At 60.5% G+C, this 21,262-nt stretch carries 22 protein-coding genes; 10 read left to right on the plus strand and 12 right to left on the minus strand.

The window, feature by feature from the left end:
• Positions 1–76 precede the first annotated feature (76 nt).
• Together HGP31_RS12635 and HGP31_RS12640 are read left to right on the plus strand one after the other, a co-directional pair.
• Positions 77–856 (plus strand): ABC transporter substrate-binding protein, encoded by a 780-nt coding sequence (locus tag HGP31_RS12635; protein ID WP_020800005.1) that lies wholly within the window; start codon positions 77–79, stop codon positions 854–856.
• A gap of 188 nt (positions 857–1,044) precedes the next feature.
• Positions 1,045–2,157: a succinylglutamate desuccinylase/aspartoacylase family protein gene (locus tag HGP31_RS12640; protein WP_168757866.1), complete on the plus strand. Its 1,113-nt coding sequence runs from the start codon at positions 1,045–1,047 to the stop codon at positions 2,155–2,157.
• An 8-nt stretch (positions 2,158–2,165) separates the two neighbouring features.
• Here HGP31_RS12640 and HGP31_RS12645 read toward each other — a convergent pair whose 3' ends face one another.
• Positions 2,166–2,783: a hypothetical protein gene (locus tag HGP31_RS12645; protein WP_033042159.1), complete on the minus strand. Its 618-nt coding sequence runs from the start codon at positions 2,781–2,783 to the stop codon at positions 2,166–2,168.
• Positions 2,780–4,243: a PAAR domain-containing protein gene (locus HGP31_RS12650; RefSeq protein WP_168759167.1), complete on the minus strand. Its 1,464-nt coding sequence runs from the start codon at positions 4,241–4,243 to the stop codon at positions 2,780–2,782. Before HGP31_RS12650 ends, HGP31_RS12645 begins: the two co-directional genes overlap by 4 nt.
• Before the next feature lie 223 nt (positions 4,244–4,466).
• Here HGP31_RS12650 and HGP31_RS12655 point away from each other — a divergent pair, with 223 nt between their 5' ends.
• On the plus strand, positions 4,467–5,183 hold the full coding sequence (locus HGP31_RS12655; protein WP_033042163.1) for an alpha/beta hydrolase: 717 nt from the start codon (positions 4,467–4,469) through the stop codon (positions 5,181–5,183).
• 3 nt (positions 5,184–5,186) lie between these two features.
• Here HGP31_RS12655 and HGP31_RS12660 read toward each other — a convergent pair whose 3' ends face one another.
• The 6 genes from HGP31_RS12660 to HGP31_RS12685 form a co-directional block, all read right to left on the minus strand.
• Positions 5,187–5,759 carry a DcrB/PsbP domain-containing protein gene (locus HGP31_RS12660; protein WP_033042166.1) on the minus strand — a complete coding sequence of 191 codons (573 nt, stop codon included), beginning with the start codon at positions 5,757–5,759 and terminating at the stop codon, positions 5,187–5,189.
• Positions 5,760–5,914: 155 nt separating this feature from the next.
• The gene (locus HGP31_RS12665) at positions 5,915–6,589 is read right to left on the minus strand and encodes a glutathione S-transferase family protein (protein ID WP_033042167.1); all 675 of its coding nucleotides are present in this window, start codon (positions 6,587–6,589) and stop codon (positions 5,915–5,917) included.
• An 83-nt stretch (positions 6,590–6,672) separates the two neighbouring features.
• Complete coding sequence (locus HGP31_RS12670) at positions 6,673–7,461, minus strand: hypothetical protein (RefSeq protein ID WP_020800010.1); 789 nt, start codon at positions 7,459–7,461, stop codon at positions 6,673–6,675.
• Between the two features lie 230 nt (positions 7,462–7,691).
• Positions 7,692–8,873, minus strand: a complete 1,182-nt coding sequence (locus tag HGP31_RS12675; RefSeq protein WP_033042172.1) for an acetyl-CoA C-acetyltransferase — start codon at positions 8,871–8,873, stop codon at positions 7,692–7,694.
• 11 nt (positions 8,874–8,884) lie between these two features.
• The gene (locus HGP31_RS12680; RefSeq protein WP_033042175.1) at positions 8,885–9,550 is read right to left on the minus strand and encodes a CoA transferase subunit B; all 666 of its coding nucleotides are present in this window, start codon (positions 9,548–9,550) and stop codon (positions 8,885–8,887) included.
• A 36-nt stretch (positions 9,551–9,586) separates the two neighbouring features.
• Positions 9,587–10,285, minus strand: coding sequence for a CoA transferase subunit A (locus tag HGP31_RS12685; protein WP_020800013.1), 699 nt, complete (start codon positions 10,283–10,285; stop codon positions 9,587–9,589).
• A 141-nt stretch (positions 10,286–10,426) separates the two neighbouring features.
• Between HGP31_RS12685 and HGP31_RS12690 the strand changes: the two genes are divergently transcribed.
• On the plus strand, positions 10,427–11,317 hold the full coding sequence (locus HGP31_RS12690; RefSeq protein ID WP_083348813.1) for a LysR family transcriptional regulator: 891 nt from the start codon (positions 10,427–10,429) through the stop codon (positions 11,315–11,317).
• Between the two features lie 59 nt (positions 11,318–11,376).
• On the opposite strand, the gene HGP31_RS12695 is transcribed toward HGP31_RS12690, so the two are convergent.
• Both HGP31_RS12695 and HGP31_RS12700 read right to left on the minus strand, forming a co-directional pair.
• Positions 11,377–12,219 carry an NAD-dependent protein deacetylase gene (locus tag HGP31_RS12695; protein WP_151141848.1) on the minus strand — a complete coding sequence of 281 codons (843 nt, stop codon included), beginning with the start codon at positions 12,217–12,219 and terminating at the stop codon, positions 11,377–11,379.
• Positions 12,220–12,364: 145 nt separating this feature from the next.
• Entirely contained in the window at positions 12,365–13,411 is a 1,047-nt protein-coding gene (locus HGP31_RS12700) for a class I SAM-dependent methyltransferase (RefSeq protein WP_033042194.1), read from the minus strand.
• A gap of 371 nt (positions 13,412–13,782) precedes the next feature.
• On the opposite strand from HGP31_RS12700, the gene HGP31_RS12705 reads away from it, so the two are divergent.
• The 4 genes from HGP31_RS12705 (at position 13,783) to HGP31_RS12720 (ending at position 18,140) form a co-directional block, all read left to right on the plus strand.
• The gene (locus HGP31_RS12705) at positions 13,783–15,117 is read left to right on the plus strand and encodes an acetamidase/formamidase family protein (protein WP_052024732.1); all 1,335 of its coding nucleotides are present in this window, start codon (positions 13,783–13,785) and stop codon (positions 15,115–15,117) included.
• A gap of 144 nt (positions 15,118–15,261) precedes the next feature.
• Positions 15,262–16,101 carry an HvfB family MNIO-type RiPP peptide maturase gene (locus tag HGP31_RS12710; protein WP_083348815.1) on the plus strand — a complete coding sequence of 280 codons (840 nt, stop codon included), beginning with the start codon at positions 15,262–15,264 and terminating at the stop codon, positions 16,099–16,101.
• The gene (locus tag HGP31_RS12715; RefSeq protein ID WP_020800019.1) at positions 16,094–16,852 is read left to right on the plus strand and encodes an HvfC family RiPP maturation protein; all 759 of its coding nucleotides are present in this window, start codon (positions 16,094–16,096) and stop codon (positions 16,850–16,852) included. Before HGP31_RS12710 ends, HGP31_RS12715 begins: the two co-directional genes overlap by 8 nt.
• Before the next feature lie 118 nt (positions 16,853–16,970).
• Positions 16,971–18,140, plus strand: a complete 1,170-nt coding sequence (locus HGP31_RS12720; protein WP_168757130.1) for an IS4 family transposase — start codon at positions 16,971–16,973, stop codon at positions 18,138–18,140.
• Positions 18,141–18,296: 156 nt separating this feature from the next.
• Here HGP31_RS12720 and HGP31_RS12725 read toward each other — a convergent pair whose 3' ends face one another.
• Together HGP31_RS12725 and HGP31_RS12730 are read right to left on the minus strand one after the other, a co-directional pair.
• A complete protein-coding gene (locus HGP31_RS12725) occupies positions 18,297–19,607 on the minus strand; it encodes an ATP-binding protein (protein WP_168757867.1) in 1,311 nt (436 codons plus the stop codon).
• Complete coding sequence (locus HGP31_RS12730; RefSeq protein ID WP_008063067.1) at positions 19,604–20,344, minus strand: response regulator; 741 nt, start codon at positions 20,342–20,344, stop codon at positions 19,604–19,606. Before HGP31_RS12730 ends, HGP31_RS12725 begins: the two co-directional genes overlap by 4 nt.
• Positions 20,345–20,638: 294 nt before the next feature.
• Here HGP31_RS12730 and HGP31_RS12735 point away from each other — a divergent pair, with 294 nt between their 5' ends.
• Entirely contained in the window at positions 20,639–20,902 is a 264-nt protein-coding gene (locus tag HGP31_RS12735; RefSeq protein ID WP_033045036.1) for a DUF2790 domain-containing protein, read from the plus strand.
• Between the two features lie 43 nt (positions 20,903–20,945).
• Positions 20,946–21,200, plus strand: coding sequence for a hypothetical protein (locus HGP31_RS12740; protein WP_020801344.1), 255 nt, complete (start codon positions 20,946–20,948; stop codon positions 21,198–21,200).
• Positions 21,201–21,262: the final 62 nt, after the last annotated feature.

A 21,262-nucleotide genomic window follows, 5' to 3' on the forward strand; every position in this document is an offset into this window, starting at 1 on the left:
CGGCCACTTCGGTTTCCCGGCCACAAGCTACCGACCGAAAGCTATCAATAAAAGTCTCCGCACACAGGAGTTATAAATGAAAAAGCTAGTGATGTTCGGTGCCCTGGCACTGTCGATGTTGTCCCTGACCGCCGTGGCCGCGGATACCAAGCCCATCCGCATCGGTATCGAGGCCGGTTACCCGCCGTTCTCGATGAAAACCCCTGACGGCAAACTCACCGGTTTCGACGTGGACATCGGCGACGCACTGTGCGAGCAGATGAACGTCAAGTGCACTTGGGTCGAGCAAGAGTTCGACGGCCTGATTCCTGCGCTGAAGGTCAAGAAAATCGACGCCATCCTCTCGTCCATGACCATCACCGACGATCGCAAGAAAAACGTCGACTTCACCATCAAGTACTACCACACCCCGGCGCGTTTCGTGATGAAGGAAGGTTCCGACGTCAAAGATCCGTTGACCGAGCTCAAGGGCAAGAAAGTCGGTGTCCTGCGTGCCAGTACCCATGACCGTTTTGCCACCGAAGTGCTGCAACCGGCAGGGATTATCCTGGTGCGCTACGGTTCCCAGCAGGAAGCCAACCTGGACATGGTGTCCGGTCGCGTCGACGCACTGCTGGCCGATTCGGTCAACCTCGACGACGGTTTCCTGAAGACCGACGCCGGTAAAGGTTTCGCTTTCGTGGGGCCTGAGTACAACGACCCGAAATACTTCGGCGGTGGCGCCGGGATTGCCGTGCGCAAGGGCGATACCGCCTTGGCCGAGCAGTTCAACAAAGCCATTACCGAGATCCGCGCCAACGGCAAGTACAAGCAAGTTCAGGACAAGTACTTCAAGTTTGACGTTTACGGCGAGTAATCGAGCCGTTCAAAAAAATGGCCCCGTTGACGCGGTGGCCATTTTTTTATGCTCATGATTTATCCTCCCTATCACATTGCTCACTGTAGGAGCTGCCGCAGGCTGCGATCTTTTGATCTTGCTTTTAAAAAATCAAAATCAAAAGATCGCAGCCCGCGGCAGCTCCTACAGAGAATCGGAGTCTTCCCATGCAACGCATCGACCATTCACTGCCCTGGAGCCACCTGGGGACCGAGCGCACCCTCAGCGTGTTTCGATATGGCGCAGGCACCCGCAAAGTCTATATCCAGGCCAGCCTGCACGCTGATGAACTGCCAGGCATGCGCACGGCCTGGGAGCTCAAGCAGCGCCTGGCGGAACTGGAAAGCCAGGGTCAACTGCAAGGCCTGATCGAACTGGTGCCGGTGGCCAACCCCATCGGTCTCGATCAGCACCTGCAAGGCAGCCACATGGGTCGCTTCGAACTGGGCAGCGGCAAGAACTTCAACCGCTCGTTCGTCGAACTCAGCGCACCGGTAGCGCAGCGGGTGGGTGATCGTCTGGGCAGCGATGCCGAGGCTAACATCGCCTTGATTCGCCAGGCCATGGGCCAGGTACTCGACGACCTGCCGGCCCCGGCGTCGCAACTCGAAGCAATGCACCGCCTGTTGCTGCGCCACGCCTGCGACGCCGACATCACCCTCGATCTGCATTGCGACTTCGACGCGGCAATCCACCTCTACGCCTTGCCGCAACACTGGCCGCAGTGGCAATCGCTGGCGGCGCGCCTGAAAGCCGGGGTGGCGTTGCTGTGCGAAGATTCCGGCGGCAGTTCCTTCGACGAATCCTGCTCTTCGCCCTGGTTACGCCTGGCCAGGGCTTTCCCCGAAGCCGCCATCCCACCGGCCAACCTGGCAACCACGCTGGAGCTTGGCAGCCTGGGCGATACCCGGGTCGATCAGGCCCGGGCCAATTGCGAGGCGATCCTGGGCTTTCTCGCCGAGCAGGGGTTCATCAAGGGCACCTGGCCCGTGGCACCGAGCGAGTGCTGTGAGGGCATGCCGTTTGAAGGCACTCAATACCTATTCGCACCGCATCACGGCGTGGTCAGCTTCCTGCGCGATGCCGGTGAATGGGTGGAGCAGGGTGATGCACTGTTTGAAGTGGTCGACCCGCTGAACGACAAGCTCACTACCGTGCGCGCGGGCACCAGTGGCGTGTTGTTCGCGATCGATCGTGGTCGCTATACGCAACCGGGCACCTGGCAGGCGAAAGTGGCGGGGCGCAAGCCGATTCGTGTTGGGAAGTTGATTAACGATTGAGGGGAGATTCATTGCACGCCTCGTGATCGGTGGATGCCCAAGGTGATGAGGTAGCGTTCTTCAGTGGGGTGCTTGACGTCCTTGAAACGGCCAACCACCAGCATCAGTTGGTACTTGTCACCTGCTCGCCAGTAAGCTTTTTCGACGTTTTTTACACCTTGCAATTGGGCACGCCATTGCGGGGTGTCGGCGAATGAGGGGAAGTCCTTGACCCGGATGGGTACCCAGCCAGCGTTGCGCCATTGCTCCTGCAGATCCAGCACAACCTTGAGGGTGTCGTCGAGTAATAGCGGCTCGACTTGCGGAGACATGCGGACACCGTCAATCCGTTCATCGCGTCCAAAACCTACCGTGAAGAAACGGGCCAGCGGAGTCACAAAGCCAAACTCAGGATCTGCGAAGCGCAGACGGGCATCAGACTTGGGAACATTGAACCAGGAGTGCCCTGGTATGACTGGGTCGATTCTTGCGCTGGAGCGCTGGCGCATGGCCTCGTACGGCTCGCCAATCACGAGAGCGATTTCCGGCTCATCCGAAAGTTTTTGAATCGCCGCCAGCGTCAGGAGGGCGGCGACCGCCATTACCAACGCACCACGTCGCGAGCCCACGCGTTGCAACAGGCTCATCGCACGCCACCACCCAGGGCAATATCCCGAATCGACCGCTCAATCTGCTCGCTCTGGTCGCTGTGCAGCAGATCATCAAACTGCTTCGCTGCCCTCAGTACGAAGGCCATGCGCTGATTGATATCGGCCAGGTTGGCAAAGGGGGTGTTGCTGAAACCAATGGTGCGTCCATCATCGATGCGGCGGCACTGACTGGCCAACGTCAATTCGATGGCTTCGGCGGCACCGGACGGAAAACCGACCAGGTAGGAAAGATGATTACTGTACAGCAATGAATTGAATCGCCAGTCGCTGTACATCGCTGGTTGCAGAATATTGACCTGTTCGTGTTTGGCCAGATGCTCAACACTTTCGGCGATGTTACCCGCCTCAATCGCCTCGAAGGCCAGGAGAATTTCCTCATGGTCAATCCCGAACTCTAGAGTTTTCTGCCCGACCGGCCACAGCACGGGATGTTGGCCATGCCCATAAATGTTGCTACGTGAACCCAGACAATCCTTCATCGCCTCCAGCCCCCGCTCCCGGTAGAACACATGCAGCGGATATACATCCAGAAACAGCGTGGTATTCCCCATGGCCAGCATTTCGTACACAAACCGGTACATCCGTTGCGAGTAGGACAAGGGAAGGTCGGCCCCCCAATGGGTGAAGCCCCACACCGGGTTGTCCCGGTTGGCCTCTTCATACTCGCGTTGGCGCTGCTCAAACGCGCGAATGGTCGCGCGCTTTTCCCGCTCACTGGGGCTGAGCAAACCTCTCAATCCTTGTCTGGCGCTGTCCTTCAGTTGCTGTATCGTTTCCTCTTCCGCCTGAATTTTCTCGATCGTGTCGGCCGCGTGCAGCAATCCACAACCCACCTGTTTCGAGGCGAAGGCCGCCAGCCCGGCCCACTGGAAACGCGGGTCGTGGCGCCACAGCTGGGCATAGGCGGCATTGATCGCCTTGTTGCGCGCCTTCGGGTCGGCGATCAGCTTGCCGTTCGGTGCCACGACGTTTTCGACCCGCTGCTGGTAGCCGCGCCAATGGTTTTCGCAGGCCGTTCCTGGCCGTTCGCTGAGCGTCGGTGAGGGTGCCCGCGCCGAAGTGAAACTGGATTGTCGCGGCGTCACCGGGTTGCTGGGGGCCACTGGCGTGGCCTCCTGTTGAGGGGCACTTCTCGCGGCTGGTGGCGCAGCACCCTGTCGGGACTCATAGGTGGCGGTGGTAAACGAGGGGACGAGCCCAGCCTTGCAGGGACAGCCGCTGCGGCTGTCCAGCGAGCCCGCCACCAGGCCCCCGTGACTGCCAAAGAACGCGATGCCACCCTCGATTTCGTAGGTTTCATCATTTTTGCCACAGGACACCGGATCCCCTGCGCGAGCATGGGCGAAGCCAAACATCATGACGCGGGTATCGGCGTCCAGCACCTCGCCACCACAGGTGGTCTTGTCACCCTTGCGAATGAAATATCCCTTTGCCATTGCTTGAACTCCTTGTCTGATGACGATCAAATTGCTCCTGCTCCCGATGGGACGGAGGAGTGGCAAAGTGCCGCGCACAGGGTTCACTACGAGGCTGTCGTGCGTAAATCAGACGTTTCCTTGTCTGCTGTAGTCCGATTCCGCAATCGTGCCAATGTTGGGAGTCGCTCCAACGAAGGTGCTAGGCTCTGTCCTGAATCCTGCGCACGGTGAAGGAAGGTTTATGCTGAAGTTTCTCGCTCTGTTCACGCTGCTGGCATCCGCCACTGTCCACGCTCAACCCGCCCTGCAAACCGATCTGCCGCTCAAGTACATGGAACAGGTCAACCGCGATTCCAGCGGGCAGCCGCTGGTGATTTTTCTCCACGGCTATGGCAGTAACGAGCAGGATCTGTTCGGCATCAAGGATGACTTACCCAGCGAATACAACTACCTGTCGGTGCGGGCGCCGATGGTGATGCAAGAGGGAAGTTACCAGTGGTTTCGCAAGAAAGGCGAAGGTGCCTACAACGGCGAGACAGATGACCTGAAGTCCAGCGGCCAGTTGCTGCTGGAGTTCATCGCACAGGCGACGAACAAATATCACACACAACCGCATAAGGTGTTCCTGGTGGGTTTCAGCCAGGGTGCGATCATGTCCTACGAAGTCGCCCTGCGTCATCCCGAGGCGGTGGGCGGGATTGCCGCGTTGAGCGGGCGGATCCTGCCGGTGCTGCAGTCCGAGCTCAAACCGGATGAAAAGCGCCAGTCGCTGGCGATTTTCATCGGCCATGGCACGGCGGACCAGCGCCTTCCCTTGAGCGATGGCACCGAAGCCAACAGCCTGTTGCAAAGCGTATCACTGGAGCCCGAGTTCCACGCTTACCAAGGTGTTGGCCACAGCATCAGTGCCGAAGAACTGAAGGACTTGAGCGCCTGGCTGCAGCGCCTCAATCCCTGAGGCTTATTTGCCGCTGACGATCTGCTTGATCAGGGTTTCGTGGGCCGCCATGTCGCCGGGGCGGGAGATGACCTGAATCACGGTCATGTGGTTGCCCGATGCCGCCATCAACGTGGTGTTGAGGGTCGTGCCGCCGCCCTGGGTGGCGGTGCTGTCGACCTGGCGCACGCCCAGTCCTGTTGCCTTCAGGGTCAGGCTTTTTTCGCTGAGTTTGTTGTAGTCCGGCAGGGCTTGGTGTTGCGCCGAGTCGAAATCGGCCGCGGTGCCGTCGAGAAACTCGCCGTCGTTGTCCTTGACCTTGACCCCCTCGGGCAGGCTGTTTTGCGCAGCGATCACCACGGTCTTGGTGGTTTCATTGGCGTACATGGTGCCGCTTGCGCCCGTGGGGCTGGCTGGCAACGGGTTGGCGATGAAACCCTTGGGCAGGGTGAAGGTGAACTTGCCGTCGAGCATCGAGACCTTCTGCCCCTGCACCGTCTCTTTGGCGGGGGCCTTGGCCGCCTGCACAGTCAAAGCCCCCAGGCTGGCAGCTGCTGCCAGCAACAGGACAACGGCTTTTTTACTCAACAGTGACATTCGAAAACTCCAGGGATGGTCGCGCGGTGGGGGCGCGATCATCCCATGGAGGTCGTGACGCATTCCAGTGCGGGCTAACGGACGGTCACTCACTCCAAAGAGCAGGCGCCCGCCGTGATCACTCATTTTCATCACCTTCGAATGTCGTGAACGTCTTACCGGGCCTGGTTCTGCGGGAACAGGTTACGGCGAGTCTCTTCGTCGAATTCGGCCTTTAGCACCAGCTTCTCTTTCAGGCCCAGGGCTCGCTGGGCCGCCGGGCGGGCGCTGATTTCGTCAAACAGGCGCTTGACGTTGGGGTAGGCCGCCAAGCCGTTTTCGCCAAGGATATACGGCGCATAGTTGGCCCAGCCCCAGAGTGCCATGTCGGCGATGCTGTAGCTGTCGCCAGCCAGGTACTGATGGTCGGCCAGACGCTGGTCGAGTACGCGATAGTGGCGTTCGATTTCCTTGAGATAGCGATTTTTCGCGTAGGGCAGGTCCTCTGGGGCGTGATGCAGGAAGTGCACGGCCTGGCCGGAGAACGGCGACAGGCCGGTGGCAATGAACATCAACCACGACAGCAGCTCGGCGTTGCCGGCAGCGCTGCTGGGCAGGAAACGCTCATGCTTTTGCGCCAGGTGCAGCAGGATGGCCTGGGAGTCGAAAACCGTCGCTTCGCCATCAACCAGGGCCGGAACCTTGGCGTTCGGGTTGATCGCGAGGAAGGCTGGCAAGTGTTGCTCGCCCTTGAAGGTGTCGACGCCGATCAACTCATAGGGCGTTTGCAGTTCTTCGAGCAGCAGGGCGACTTTCATCGGGTTAGGCGAAGGATGGAAAAAGAATTTCATGGTGTAGGCCTCAGTCGGGATTGGTTTGGAACTGAGGCTGATGGTGGAGCAAACCTGTTCGATTGACGTACGAGGATGTTGCGCTACTCGTTCGAAATGGTTGAACGTGTTGCCTGGGGAGCGGGTTTCGCCAGCAACCGCCTGGTGACGCCGAGCATGGCTACCGAGACGGCCACGCCAACACCAAAACCCATCATGCCCATGCTGGGCAAGGTCAGCGTGACGACCAGGCAAAAAGCGGAAAATGAATACATACCGGTGGCCGTTGCCCGCAGTAACGCGGCGGTAAACGCCGGGCCTCGGGTTTGCTGGGAGAACACCGCCATCACACTGCCCAGCACCGGGAACACGGCGAGCAGGCCGCTCCAGCGGTCGCCAACGGTGCTCGCGAGCCACGTGACAGCCAGCGTCAGCAAGGCGCCGGCAATCATGCGCAGCAGCAATTTATCGGACTTTGGCGCCGGGCCTGAAACGATCGGCTGCACGGCCGGGAATAAGTGTGGCGCGGCCAGCAGTGCAGTGGCGGCGGCAATCACCGAGAGGGGGAGTGACGGTGGGAGCAACGACAGGACCACGGCAACCAAGGCCCATACCAGGAGCGAGATCGTCAATGCCAGCGGCCATTTTGCGCGTTGCGCGACCTGCGCATAGGTCACGCAGAAGGCAATCATCGCGAACATCGCCGACAGTGCGGCCATGGCCGACTGGGCGGCGAATGCCTGGCCTTGCTCGATGGCAAGGAACAACAGGATAGGTCCGACCACCACCGGCAACCCCGACAACCAACCCGCCACGCTTGGCCCCCAGCGTTTGCCCGCCAGGGAGATCAGTAGCAGAAAGCCAGGAATGACCAGCAATTTGAGCATCAACACGCGCACGTCTCCGACCTGTGTATGGGCGGCAACGTTAGCATCTGGCGGGGTGATTTGCTCTAGTGTTGAACAATTTTTGTATACAAAATGGAGTGCCCGCTGGCTCCTACAAGGAGGACGAGCCGTTCAGCCAATAAAGAAACCCGGTACGACGTGAATCGCACCGGGTGTTTTGCCAGGCGGCGGCGGATCTTCGTGGGTCCCCGCGCCGTCTGTTAAACGCTGTCGTCTTAAGCCCGTTCGAGCGCCAAGGCCACGCCCTGACCACCACCGATGCACAGGGTGGCGAGGCCTTTCTTGGCGTCTCGCTTGATCATTTCATGCAGCAGGGTCACCAGGACGCGGCAGCCCGAGGCACCGATCGGGTGGCCGAGGGCGATAGCACCGCCGTTGACGTTGACCTTGTTCAAGTCCCATTCCAGGTCCTTGGCCACGGCCAGCGATTGTGCGGCGAAGGCTTCGTTGGCTTCGATCAGCTCAAGCTGGTCGATAGACCAGCCAGCCTTGTCCAGGCAGCGGCGAGTGGCCGACACCGGGCCGATGCCCATGATTGCCGGGTCCACGCCAGCGTTGGCGTAAGCAGCAATTTTTGCCAGTACCGGCAAGCCCAGGGCCTTGGCTTTTTCGGCACTCATCAGGATCACGGCCGCGGCGCCGTCGTTGAGCGACGAAGCGTTGCCAGCGGTCACCGAACCGTCCTTCTTGAAGGCCGGCTTGAGCTTGCCCAGGGACTCGGCGGTGGTGCCGGCCCGTGGCTGCTCGTCGGTGGCGAAGGACAGCGGATCGCCCTTGCGCTGTGGGATCAGGATCGGGGTGATTTCATCGACGAAACGCCCGGCTTCGATGGCGGCCACGGCTTTCTGCTGGGAAGCGGCAGCGAAGGCATCCTGCTGCTCGCGGCTGATGTCGTACTTCTGCACCAGATTCTCAGCGGTGATGCCCATGTGGTAATCGTTGAACGCATCCCACAGGCCATCGCTGATCATGGTGTCGACGATTTGTGCGTTACCCATGCGCAGGCCGGTGCGGGCACCGGGCATGACGTAGTTGGCCAGGCTCATGTTTTCCTGGCCGCCAGCGATGATCACCTCGGCGTCGCCGCAGCGGATCGCCTGGGCGCCCAGGTGCAGGGCCTTGAGGCCCGAGCCACAGACCTTGTTCAGGGTCATGGCCGGCACGGCAAACGGCAGGCCTGCCTTGATGGACGCCTGGCGCGCGGGGTTTTGCCCGGCACCGGCGGTCAACACCTGACCCATGATCACTTCATCGACTTCGGCCGGGTCCAGACCAGTTTGTGCCAGCAATTGACGGATCACCGCCGCGCCCAGGTCAACGGCGGAAACATTGGCCAGGGAACCCTGGAAACTGCCGATCGCGGTGCGCGTGGCGGCAACAATGACGACTTCTTGCATGGAATGGTTCCTCACTGGTCAGCGAACTGCATTTCCGGAACGTGGTCCGGGACGATCAGTTTACCAGCGGTTTTGGCGACGATTTCTTCAACGCTGACGCCAGGTGCGCGTTCCTTGAGGACAAATGCGCCATTCTCGATTTCCAGGTAAGCCAGGTCCGTCAGAACGCGCTTGATGCAACCGGCGCCTGTCAGTGGCAGGCTGCATTGGGACAGCAGCTTGGACTCACCGTCCTTGGACGCGTGGGTCATGATGACGATGATGTTGTCTGCGCCAGCCACCAGGTCCATGGCACCGCCCATGCCCTTGACCAGCTTGCCGGGGATCATCCACGAGGCGATGTTGCCTTGCACGTCGACCTCAAAGGCGCCCAGCACGGTCAGGTCAACGTGGCCACCGCGGATCATCGCGAAGGACTCGGCCGAGGAAAAGATCGAGGCGCCGATACGGGCGGTCACGGTTTGCTTGCCGGCGTTGATCATGTCGGCATCGATGGTTTCTTCAGTTGGAAAAGGACCCATGCCCAGCAGGCCGTTTTCCGACTGCAGCATGACTTCCATGCCTTCGGGGATGTAGTTGGCGACCAGGGTCGGAATGCCGATGCCCAGGTTCACGTAGAAGCCGTCCTGCATTTCGCGGGCGACGCGTTGAGCCATTTGTTCGCGGGAAAGTGCCATTGTTGTTATTCCTTCATTCGGTCCGGGGGCAGGGGATCACTTACGTACGGTGCGCTGTTCGATGCGCTTCTCGAACGTGCCGCAGATGATCCGGTCGACGTAGATGCCAGGGGTGTGGATCTGCGACGGCTCCAGCTCGCCGGGTTCGACGATCTCTTCGACTTCAACTACGGTGATCTTGCCGGCGGTGGCAGCCAGCGGGTTGAAGTTCTGTGCGGTGTGGCGATAGATCACGTTACCGAAATGGTCGGCTTTCCAGCCTTTGACGATGGCGAAGTCACCGGTGATGGATTCTTCCATCAGGTACTTGCGGCCATGGAATTCGCGCACTTCCTTGCCGTCGGCGACTGGAGTGCCGACGCCGGTGGCGGTGAAGAAGGCCGGGATGCCGGCACCGCCTGCGCGCATTTTTTCAGCGAGGGTGCCTTGCGGGGTCAGGATGACTTCGATTTCGCCCTTGAGCAGTTGCTCCTCGAACAGCTTGTTTTCGCCGACGTAGGAGGCCACCACTTTGCTGATCTGGCGGTCGGTCAGCAGCACGCCGAGGCCGAAACCGTCGACGCCGCAGTTGTTGGAAACGACGGTGAGGTCGCGAGTGCCTTTGCGCTTGATCTCGTTGATCAGGTTCTCCGGGATCCCGCACAGGCCGAAGCCGCCGGCGATCACGGTCATACCGTCTTCAAGACCGGCCAGGGCTTCCTCGTAGGAACTCACGCGCTTGTCGAAACCTGCCATATGCACCTCTTTTATTCTTTGTGGGCGGCTGGCTAGCCGAATGGGATTGAGTGTCGCGCGACAAGATTCATTTGTTAAGTTGATTTTTAATGTTGATTAATGGATAAAACTCAACAATCTAACGCGTTGGAGACAGTGACCATGACAGTCAAGCAGATCCGCGCCTTCCTGGCTGTGGCCCAAAGCCTCAGTTTTGCCGTGGCCTGCGAGCGCCTGCACCTGTCGCAATCGGCCTTGAGCCTGACCATCAAGGCATTGGAGGAGGGCCTGGGCGGGCGATTGTTCACCCGCAACACACGCAATGTGGCGTTGACCGCAGAAGGCGAAACCCTGGTGCCGCTGGCGCGCCGCCTGATCGCCGATTGGGACAATGCCGAGGATGAGTTGCGCCAGCGCTTCACCTTGCAGCGTGGTCGAGTGACCCTGGCGGCCATGCCCTCGTTTGCCGGCAACCTGCTGCCGCCGATCCTCAAGACATTCCGCGTCCGCTATCCGAAAGTCAACGTCACGGTCAACGACGTGATCAACGAGCAGGTGCTGGAAATGGTTCGCGACCGCCAGGTGGAACTCGGTGTGGCGTTCGAGCCGACCATGAGCTCATCGCTGCAATTCACGCCACTTTACATGGATCGCTTCGTGGCAGTGGTGCCTCAAGACTCACCGCTGGTCGAGCTCGAGGAAATCGACTGGCAGACCTTGCTCGAGGAACCGTTCATTACCTTGCAGCGCCCGTCGACGGTGCGGGTGATGCTGGAAGAGCATTTGCAGGCCCGGGGCATGAAGCTGCCGGTGGAGTTTGAAAGCCATCAACTGGCGACGGTCGGGCGGATGGTTGCCAGTGGGTTGGGCGTGAGCGTGGTTCCGGCCTTGTGTGTGGGTCAGATGCGTGAACTCGGAGCGCATTGCATTACCTTGCGTGACCCGGTGTTGGAGCGGGCCATTGGCGTGCTGACCTTGCAGGGAGGGGAGTTGTCGGCGGCGGCGCAGGCATTATTTGATGTGCTCAAGGCGCAGGATTTCGCAGTGTTATGAAGTGATCTCCGATCTCTGTGGGAGCGAGTCTGCTCGCTCCCACAGGGGATGGGGTGGTGTCAGGGGTTAAGGCGCTGTGCCAGCAAAGGCAGTAGTTGCTCGCAGGACATTTCTATTTTCAGGTCCAGCATGTCATCCGCCCGTGTCTTGCCCAGGTTGATCGCCAGCAGCGGCTTGCCCTGATCCACCACCGCCCGGCACAGGCGAAACGCCGAGTACGCCATCAGCGACGAGCCAACCACCAGCAACCCGGCGGCCTTTTCCACCGTGGCCAGCGCTTTCGCCGCCGTGTGCTGTGCAACGTTCTCACCGAAAAAAACCACGTCCGGTTTCAACCGTTCGCCACTGCAATGCGGGCAGAGCGGAACCTGGAAGCGTGCCTCGAAGGCCGGGTCGAGCAAGGTGTCGCCGTCCGGCGCCTGCACTGCGTCCACGCCTGCGAGGTAGGGGTTTTGGGTTTCCATCAGCTGCTGGATCGAATCGCGCTCGCTGCGTCTTGCGCAGTCCAGGCACAGTACCCGGTGCAGGCTGCCGTGAAGTTCGATCACATCATGGCTGCCGGCCTGGTCGTGCAGGGTATCGACGTTCTGCGTGATCAAGCCGCCGATCCGTCCCGTGCTTTGCAAGCGGGCCAGGGTGTCGTGGGCCACGTTCGGTTGCGCCTGGCGCACCCGCGGCCAGCCAAGCATCGCCCGCGCCCAATAGCGCCGCCGGGATTCGGGTGCCGAGAGAAACTCCTGATACATCATGGGCTGGCGGCCACGGCGCACGCCCTGATTGTCACGGTAGTCCGGAATGCCCGACGGGGTACTGATACCGGCACCGGTCAGGACCGCGAACGGCTCGTCGGCGATGAGCTGTTGGAGCTGGTCGAGTTGTTCGTGGATAAGGCTATCGAGCATCTCAATACCCCGCAAACCTGTAGGAGCGAGCACGCTCGCGATGGACGTCAACGATAACACTGGCGGTCTGACGCCCCGCGGTCTTTCGTCTTCAATCGTCGGAACGCCGCCCGGAACATGCTCGCTCCTACAGGGGGGGGGCGTGTTACTTACGTGCCTCCAGAATCAGGTTGAACGGTGTCTCCGTGGCCCGTCGGAATGTGCTGAATCCCGCCTCACTGAACACCTTGCGCAACCGTGCTTCACCTGCTTGTGCGCCAAGGCCCAGGCCGACTTCCTGGGACAGCGAATTGGGCGTGCAGATGAAGGTGGAGGCGGCATAGAACAGCCGGCCGACCGGGGTGATGTTGTCGTCCAGCGAGTCGTTGGCGAACGGCTCCACGAGCAATACCGTGCCATCCGGCTTCAAGGACTCGTACGCGTGCTTGGCCGCGCCCACCGGGTCGCCCATGTCGTGCAGGCAGTCGAAGTAGCAGACCAGGTCATAGTCGTTGCCGGGATAGCTCTTGGCCGTACCCTGGAAGAACCGTGCCCGGCCGGACACGCCACCTTCTTCGGCGCGCTGGGTGGCGACGGTGACGGACGGCGCGTGGTAATCGAAACCAACGAACCGCGAGTTCGGGTACGCCTGGGCCATGATCACCGTCGACGCGCCGTGACCGCAGCCAATGTCGGCGACCTTGGCGCCTTCCTCCAGTTTGGCTACCACACCGTCCAGGGCCGGTAACCACTCGGCGATTAGGTGCGCCTTGTAGCCGGGCCGGAAGAAACGTTCGGTGCCGCTGAACATGCACGGGTGGTGATCGCCCCACGCCAGGGCGCCATCGCCACGCATGGCCTTGACCAGTTTGTCCTTGTCATGAAAAAACGATGCAACTACGCCGATGCCACCCGCCACATAGACCGGCGAGTCTTCGACGGCCAGTGCCAGGGCTTGTTCTTCGGGCAGGCGGAATTGACCGTCGCTGTGTTCCATATAGCCAGAAGCTGCGTGGGCGCTGAGCCATTCGCGCACCAGGCGAGGGTTGCAGCCGGTCTTCTCGGCGAGAGCTTCGGGCTTGACTGGCTGGCTGTCTGCCATGGCCCGGTACAGGCCGAGCTCTTCACCAAGGATGACGTTAGCCAGCATCGCCGCGCCGCCCATGTCGCCTACCAGTTTGCCCATGAAATCGTTGAGTTTGGCCTCGTCCATCACGTGTGCTCCTTTTGCAGGATCAGAGTCCAGTGGCGGTGTTTATCGAGGCGTTCGCCCCTGGGCGGTGGTCGTGGAATGGACAGGACGATCAACTCGTCCTGTGTGGATTAAGTTTAGTTCTCAGGGGCTGTGGCGCCGTCCCAAGCGACGAAAGCCAATGTCCCTGATTGACGCAGCCCCCTGTGGGAGCGAGCAGGCTCGCTCCTACAGAGAGGGTGTTTGGCAGTCCCTATGCATGTATCCCAATGTATCCAGACTGTTTCTCGATACAGTCCCCGCCAATTCAAGGCCACCCCCGAACACAGACCAGATACAAACCTGCGCTGAACTGTGAGGACCATTCGCTCCTGACTCCGATGGGGATCATCATGACAACGCTTGTGCCTCAACCCACTCTCAACGCCGCGCCGGTCGATCGCCTGCGGGTCGATCGCTACACCAATGGCATCATTGGTCCGAGCCAGCCGATGCTCGGCCCGCTGGCCGATGGCGGCACCCTGGTCACCGGAACACCGCCAGGTTGCTGGGGGCCGATGATCACGCCCGCTTTCGAGGGGGGCCATGAAGTGACGCAACCGGTGGCCATCGCCGGGGCGCAAATCGGCGATGCCGTGGCGATCAAGATCAACAGCATGCGCGTCACGTCGCTGGCCACTTCCTCCGGGGTCATGAGCTTTGTCGAGGGGCGCTACAACGGCGATCCGTTCGTCTCCAAGTTCTGCTCCAAATGTGGCACCGAGCATCCGGCCAGCCATGTCGAAGGCATTGGCGAGGACGCGATTCGCTGCAACCACTGTGATGCCGAGGTCAGCGCATTTCGATTCAGTCATGGCTACGTGATCGTCTTTGACGCGCAGAATCAGGTCAGCCTGACGGTCAACCAGGACATCGCCAACCGATTGGCCGGCAATGCCTCTGAGATGTCGGCGCTGCCGGAATTCGCCGCACAGCATTCAATCCTGTCCCTGGCCCGCGCCGATATCCCCGGGGTTGCCGCGCCTATGCGGCCGTTCCTTGGAAACATCGGCACCCTGCCGTCCCGAGACATTCCCGACTCGCACAACTGTGCCGACTTCGGCCAGTACCTGATCAATGCGCCGCACCGTTTCGGCATGACCCGCGAAGAGCTGCACGCGGCCAAGACCGACGGCCACATGGACACCAATTCGGTCCGCGAAGGCTGTGTGTTGATCTGCCCGGTGAAAGTTCCGGGGGCCGGCGTTTACATGGGCGACATGCATGCGCAACAGGGCAACGGCGAGATCGCCGGCCACGCAACCGACTGTTCCGGGGAAACCGAGGTGGTGGTGCAAGTGGTGAAAAACCTGACGCTGGAAGGGCCGATCCTTCTGCAAAACCTTGATGATCTGCCACCGATGGCGCGCCCGATGGATGCCGGGCAGCGCGCTAAAGTCCGGGAGCTGGGAGAGCGCTGGGGCCAGCACGAGATCGAACAGAGTGGCCCGATCACCTTCATCGGCAGCGGCGAGAACCTCAATCTGGCGGTGGAAAACGGCTTGACCCGAGCCGCCACCGTCACCGGCCTGCCTTATGACGAAGTGCTCAATCGCGCCACCATCACCGGCTCCATCGACATCAGTCGCCTGCCAGGCACTGTGCGCGTGACCTTCCTGTGCCCGATGGATGTGCTCGATCGCATGGGCATCGGTCATCTGGTGCGCGAGAAGTACGACCTGGCGTAATGCCTGGATGCGGGTTTGTACCAGAGTGTGTACAGACCCGCTGGCGATACAAGCGTTGCTGTTTTCCGTCGACCCGCCACACAGGCCCGATACATCCCTTCGATTAACTGTGATGACATTCTGACAACCCTTGGGATCGACATCATGCAAACCCCTGTCACATCAGCACAGGCCAGCGTCGGGCTCGGCCTGCGTCGCGGTTTGATCAAAGACCTGCTGGCCGCCCCGGCCGGCCATTTCGACTTTCTTGAAGTCGCGCCGGAAAACTGGATCGGCATCGGCGGCGCCCATGGCCTGGCGTTTCGAACCCTGGCCGAGCGCTACCCGTTATCCTGCCACGGCTTGTCCCTGTCCCTGGGCGGGCCATCGCCGCTGGATGTCGAATTCCTGAAAGAGGTGCGGGTCTTCCTCGATCACCACGACGTGCCGCTGTACAGCGAGCACTTGAGCTACTGCAGCGACGACGGTCACCTGTATGACCTGTTGCCGTTGCCCTTTACCGAAGAGGCGGTGCATCACGTCGCCGCGCGCATCCGTCAGGCCCAGGACATTCTCGGCCGCCGCCTGGCGGTGGAAAACGTCTCCTACTATGCCGCACCGCAGCAGGACATGGACGAGGTGACGTTCACCAACGCCGTGCTGCGTGAAGCCGATTGCGACCTGTTGCTGGACGTCAACAATGTGTACGTCAACTCGATCAACCATGGTTTCGACCCGCGTACGTTCCTGGCCGGGATCGATGCGAATCGTGTCGTGGCCATGCACATCGCCGGGCATTTCGATGAGTCCGACACCTTGAAAATCGACACCCATGGCGCTTCGGTGAAACCGGCGGTGTGGTCGTTGCTGGCCCAGGCCTATTCCCGATTTGGCGCGCAACCGACTTTGCTCGAGCGCGATTTCAACTTTCCGGCGTTTTGCGAACTGGTCGCCGAGTTGCAGACCATTCGCCGGTTGCAAACCGAGGGGGTCAACCGTGGTTAAGCGCACCCTGCAAGAGCAGCAAAACAGTCTGGGGCGCTACGTGCGCGACCCCGAGCGTTACGCGCCACCGCCGGAAATGGACCCGGCGCGGGCCCAGGTATATCGCGACCTGGTGTTCGCCAACTTGTCGTCATTGATCGGCGGCACCTTTCCGGTATTGGTGAAGATTCTCGGCGACACGCAATGGCGGGCGCTGGTGCGGATTTTCCTGCGCGACTACCGAGCCCACACGCCGAAATTCGGCGAAATCGCCCAGGAGTTTGTCGAGTTTCTGGCCTCTGAGCCTGCGGCGCTGGCTGCTGGCCCCTGGCCGCCGTTCATGGTCGAACTGGCGCACTACGAATGGGTGGAAATGGTCCTGCAACAATCCGAAGCCGAGCCGTTGCCCGGCGGCGATGTCGATGGGCTGCTGGATTGTCCGTTGCAGGTTTCGCCATTGGCCTGGCCCTTGGCGTATGCCTGGCCAGTGCAGTTGGTCGGGCCGCATCATCAGCCTGATGCGCCACCGGATCAGCCGACATTGCTGCTGGTGCGTCGGGACCCGGATTTCAGCGTGAAGTTTTCTGAATTGAGCCCGTTGGCGTTTCGGTTGTTGCAGCGTATCGAGGAATTTCCCGGGCAGACCGGACGTGCGCAGTTGCAGGGATTGGCGGCGGAGGCGGGGATGACGGAATCGACGGTGTTTATGGACAGTGGGCTGGGGTTGTTGCGGCAGATGCACGGGGAGGGCGTCGTAGGCGTCGTTGCTTGATGATCGTTCCCACGCTCTGCGTCACTAGTGTCCGGTAAAAACCGAAGGGGGAGCTTGCTCCCCCTTGCTGTTGGCGGCCGTCAGTCATAATCGGATTTTTCAGACTCGATTTTGGCTCATGTTTACCAGCACCCGTTTAGCCCACCTGCTCAGTGCGATCCCGCGCCAGTTCTTTCGGCAATCCACCGAAAGGCACCAGGCTGATCGCTACGTCAAACGCTGCACGTCCTGGCAATTGCTGGTGACACTGGTCAGCGGTCATGTAACCCAAGCCTTAAGCCTGCGGTCCTTGGCGACTTTCTCCGAAACTCTAAGCCCGCATAGCTACCATCTTAAAGCGGGTCCCGTCGCCCGCTCGACCCTGTCGGATGCCTTGAACAAGCGTGACTACCGGCCATTCCAGGACCTTTGCGAGTTGCTGTTGCGCGGCATCAGCCGCCAGCAGCGCAAAGAAGTCGGTGCCATGGTTAGCCTGCTTGATTCCACGTCGATCACTTTGCGCGGACCTCACTTCGATGGCTGGACAGCCGCCACGAAAACCCGCATTACGCAGGGCTTGAAAGTACATGTCGGGCTAGATTTGGCACAGTTGGCCCCGGTGTACGTCAACATCACTCCTGCCAACGTCAACGACCTGAGCGATGCACTGGAAATGCCGATTCAGGCCGGCATGACGTATGTCTTTGACAAGGGCTATTGCGATTACAACTGGTGGCACCAGTTGCAGACCAAAGGCGCTTTTTTCGTCACCCGCCTGAAGAAAAACGCCAATATCAAAGTGCTGCACAAGCACTCGACCGTAGCCGAGCAAAGCCCGGTCATGACCGATGAAGTCATTCTGTTCGGCAAAAAGCATCTGGGCGGTAAGCGTCTGAATGACTACCGAGAAACGCCGGTAAGACGCGTGGTGGTTGAGCGCGAGGGACATGCCACGCCATTAATCCTAGTGACCAACGACTTCGCAAGAACAGCTGAAGAAGTCGCGGGCTTGTACAAAGATCGCTGGAAGATCGAGCTGTTTTTCAAGTGGATCAAGCAACATCTGAAACTCAAACGCTTCTATGCCTTCTCTGAAAACGCCGTGCGCCTGCAGATTTACAGTGCCTTGATCAGCTACTTGTTACTGCACCTTTTCCATCGTCGTTCAGGATTTACCGGTTCGTTGTTCGAGCTGACGGTTCGCATATCTCACGTCCTGCACGAACGGCCCGCTACTCCAGAACTGAGGGATCGACGAAGGCAGGAGCGAGAAAAGCTGAAGGCTGCCCAAGGCAGCCTTCAGCTATGAAACATGTTTACCGGACACTAGTGACGCTCTGCGTGGGAATGCATCCCGTGACGCTCCGCGTCACCATTGCGCAGGACGCCAGCCTTGTGTTGTTAGCGGAACGCGGAGCGTCCCTGGCGGCATTCCCACGCAGAGCGTGGGAACGATCAGCAGGTGTCACCCACGCAACTTGAGTTCGGCACACAAGCCACCACCCTCGCGATTGCTCAAGGTCAACGATCCCCCGATCGCCAACGCCAGCTGTTGCGCGATGGCCAACCCCAACCCGGTACCGCCAGTGCTGCGGTTGCGCGAATTTTCTACGCGGTAGAACGGCTGCATGACCTGGGCCAGTTCCGCTTCGGCGATGCCCGGGCCGCGGTCCATGACCTTCACCGACACGCTGCCATCGGCTTTCTTCTCAACCAGCAGTTCCGCAGCGCCGGCGAATTTGAGCGCGTTGTCCGTCAGGTTCACCAGCACTCGCCGCAGGGCGTGGGGGCGGGTGTCGATGACGATGGCGCTTTTGCCGCTCAGTTGCACCTGCTTGCCCATGTCCTGGTAATCGAACACCAGGCTGTCGAGGAACGAGTCCAGGTCGGTGCGTCGACTTTCTTCGGTGGCGCCGTGGACGCTGCGGGCGTACGCCACGCCTTCTCGCACCAGATGTTCCATCTCGCCCAGGTCGTTCCACAGCTTGTCTTTCTCAACTGAGTCGTCCATGAACTCGGCGCGCAGTTTCATCCGGGTGATCGGTGTCTGCAGGTCGTGGGAAATCGCCGCCAACAGTTGCATGCGTTCCTTGAGGTAGGCGGCGATGCGTGCCTGCATGGCATTGAAGGCCTTGGCGGCGTGGGCCACTTCGGTCGGGCCTTTTTCGTCCAGCAGCACCGGGTGGGTGTTGGGGTCGAGGGTGTCCACGGCTTCTGCGAGGCGGGTGAGGGGGCGGATGGCGATCCTCACGGCCAGCCAGGTGCAGGCAATCATCAGCGCCAATTGCCCGAGCAGCACCATGGGCAGCCAGGGCGACAGCGGCACCATCGAGGGCCGCACATCGATGGTCAATGGGCTGCCGTCGGACAGCTTGAGGTGCACCTGGAAGTGCTTCGCAGGCCCGGGAATATCGCTGAAGGTCATCGGGTAGTCCTTGCCGATGGAATTCTTGATCGAGGTCATGGCAATCGGTGCCTCGAGCATGTCCGTGTCCATGGCGGTGCCGGGTGAACCTTCATTGAGCAGATAGCGGTAATTGCGCCGATCCAGTTGCTGCAGCCAACTCGCACGCTCTGGCGCCGGCAGGCGGTCGAGGATGGCGATGGAGGTCGAGACGTCGGTTTCCAGGTTGCCGAGCATGGTGTTTTTCGAGCTTTCATAGCGCTCGTAGTACTGCGCACCGAAGGACAGCGCCTGGGCGAGGATCAGGCCGATCAGGAAGATCAGCGACAGTCGCGAAGCCAGGGTGCGGGGCCAGCGCAGCGACAGGTTCATGCTGGCGCCCCGACGATTTCCACCGGCAGGGAAAACACGTAGCCCTCGCTGCGTACGGTCTTGATGTAGGCCGGCTCGCGGGCGTCGTCCAACAGGCGCTGGCGCAGGCGACTGACCAGCAGGTCGATGGAACGATCGAACAGGTCGGCGTCGCGGCCCTGGGTCAGGTTGAGCAATTGGTCGCGATTGAGCACCCGTTGCGGATGATCGAGGAACACCCGCAGCAACCGATATTCGGCACCGCTGAGGGCGACCATGGTGCCGTCGCCATCGAGCAGGTGCCGGGCGGACGTGTCCAGGCGCCAGCGACCGAAGGCCAGCAAGCGGCTGGATTCGGTCACCACCAGGTTCGGTGGCAACATGCGCGTGCGGCGCAATACGGCGTTGATCCGCGCCAGCAGTTCACGGGCGGCGAAGGGCTTGACCAGGTAGTCGTCGGCGCCCATTTCCAGGCCGATGATGCGGTCGGTTTCGTCGTTGCGCGCGGTGAGCATCAACACCGGCGTGGCCTTGTGTTTGCCGGCGCGCAACTCGCGGCAGAGCATCAGGCCGTCGTCGCCCGGCATCATGATGTCCAGCACGATCAGGTCCACCGGCGTGGATTCAAGGAAGCTGCGCATCTGCCTTCCATCGGCCACGACCGTGGTGCGCAGGCCGTTTTTCTTCAGGTAGTTGCCCACCAGCTCGCGTATCTCGCGGTCATCGTCAACGATGAGAATGTGATCGACGTGCTCCATGGGGACTTGCCTCTGTCAGTGGGGGATATCGCACAGTCTATCGAGCCTTGGCCCGCTCGCCCGCCGTCCTTTGTATTGCAGTGTATCTGTCCTGTCAGCGGATACATACCGAGGCAAAAACGGCCATTTCCAGGGGTTTTGTATCCCTCTGTATCGCGCAGCGGTCCAGATACTTACCGATTTACACGCGCCGGTTCCCGACACATACGGGATACCTCGCAGGCTTCTAATAGGTTCCATCGAGGCAAACCCAAGCGCCTCTACCCACAAACGATGAACCTTGAGGAAACCGCCATGAACACCAAAGCCATCTACGCCGCTTGCCTGTTTGCCGCCCTGAACATATGCACCTTGTCGGCCCGCGCCGAAGCTGATGTTACCCCGATGAGCTACAGCTATGGCTCGCACCTGGACATCAAGAAAGTGCTGTCGCTGAAACAGGACTCTGCGCCTTCCTGCGGTGTGGTGAATGCCCAGTTGACCTACCTGGATTCCCAGAGCAAGACCCAGGTCCTGGACTACCGCAAATTGGCTGACAACTGCAATTCGGACAACTGAGTCCGGCGAACACCCATTGCCCTTTGAAGACAGGAACACAGCCATGAACACCATCAGCCGATTCTTGACCGCCATTGCCTTTTCCGTCGCCGGTGCCGCGGCCCATGCCAACGCCGCAGTAGAGCAAAACGCTTGCGGCAGCAGCACCTGCTTTCAACTGACGCCGGTGGCGCAGAAGGGCGCTGACGCCTTCCTCGCCGAGGACGGCTACAACCGCACGCCTCAGGGGCAAGTGGTGGCAGAAAACGGCGCCAGTCACACGTCTCAGGGCAAGTGGCTGGAAGAACACAACGCGTGAATCCAGAACACCACCGATCCATGTGGGAGTGAGCCTGCTAGCGAAGGCTGAGGGTCAGTCGG

The organism is Pseudomonas umsongensis (assembly GCF_012647205.1).
GTDB classification, from domain to species: Bacteria; Pseudomonadota; Gammaproteobacteria; order Pseudomonadales; family Pseudomonadaceae; genus Aquipseudomonas; species Aquipseudomonas umsongensis.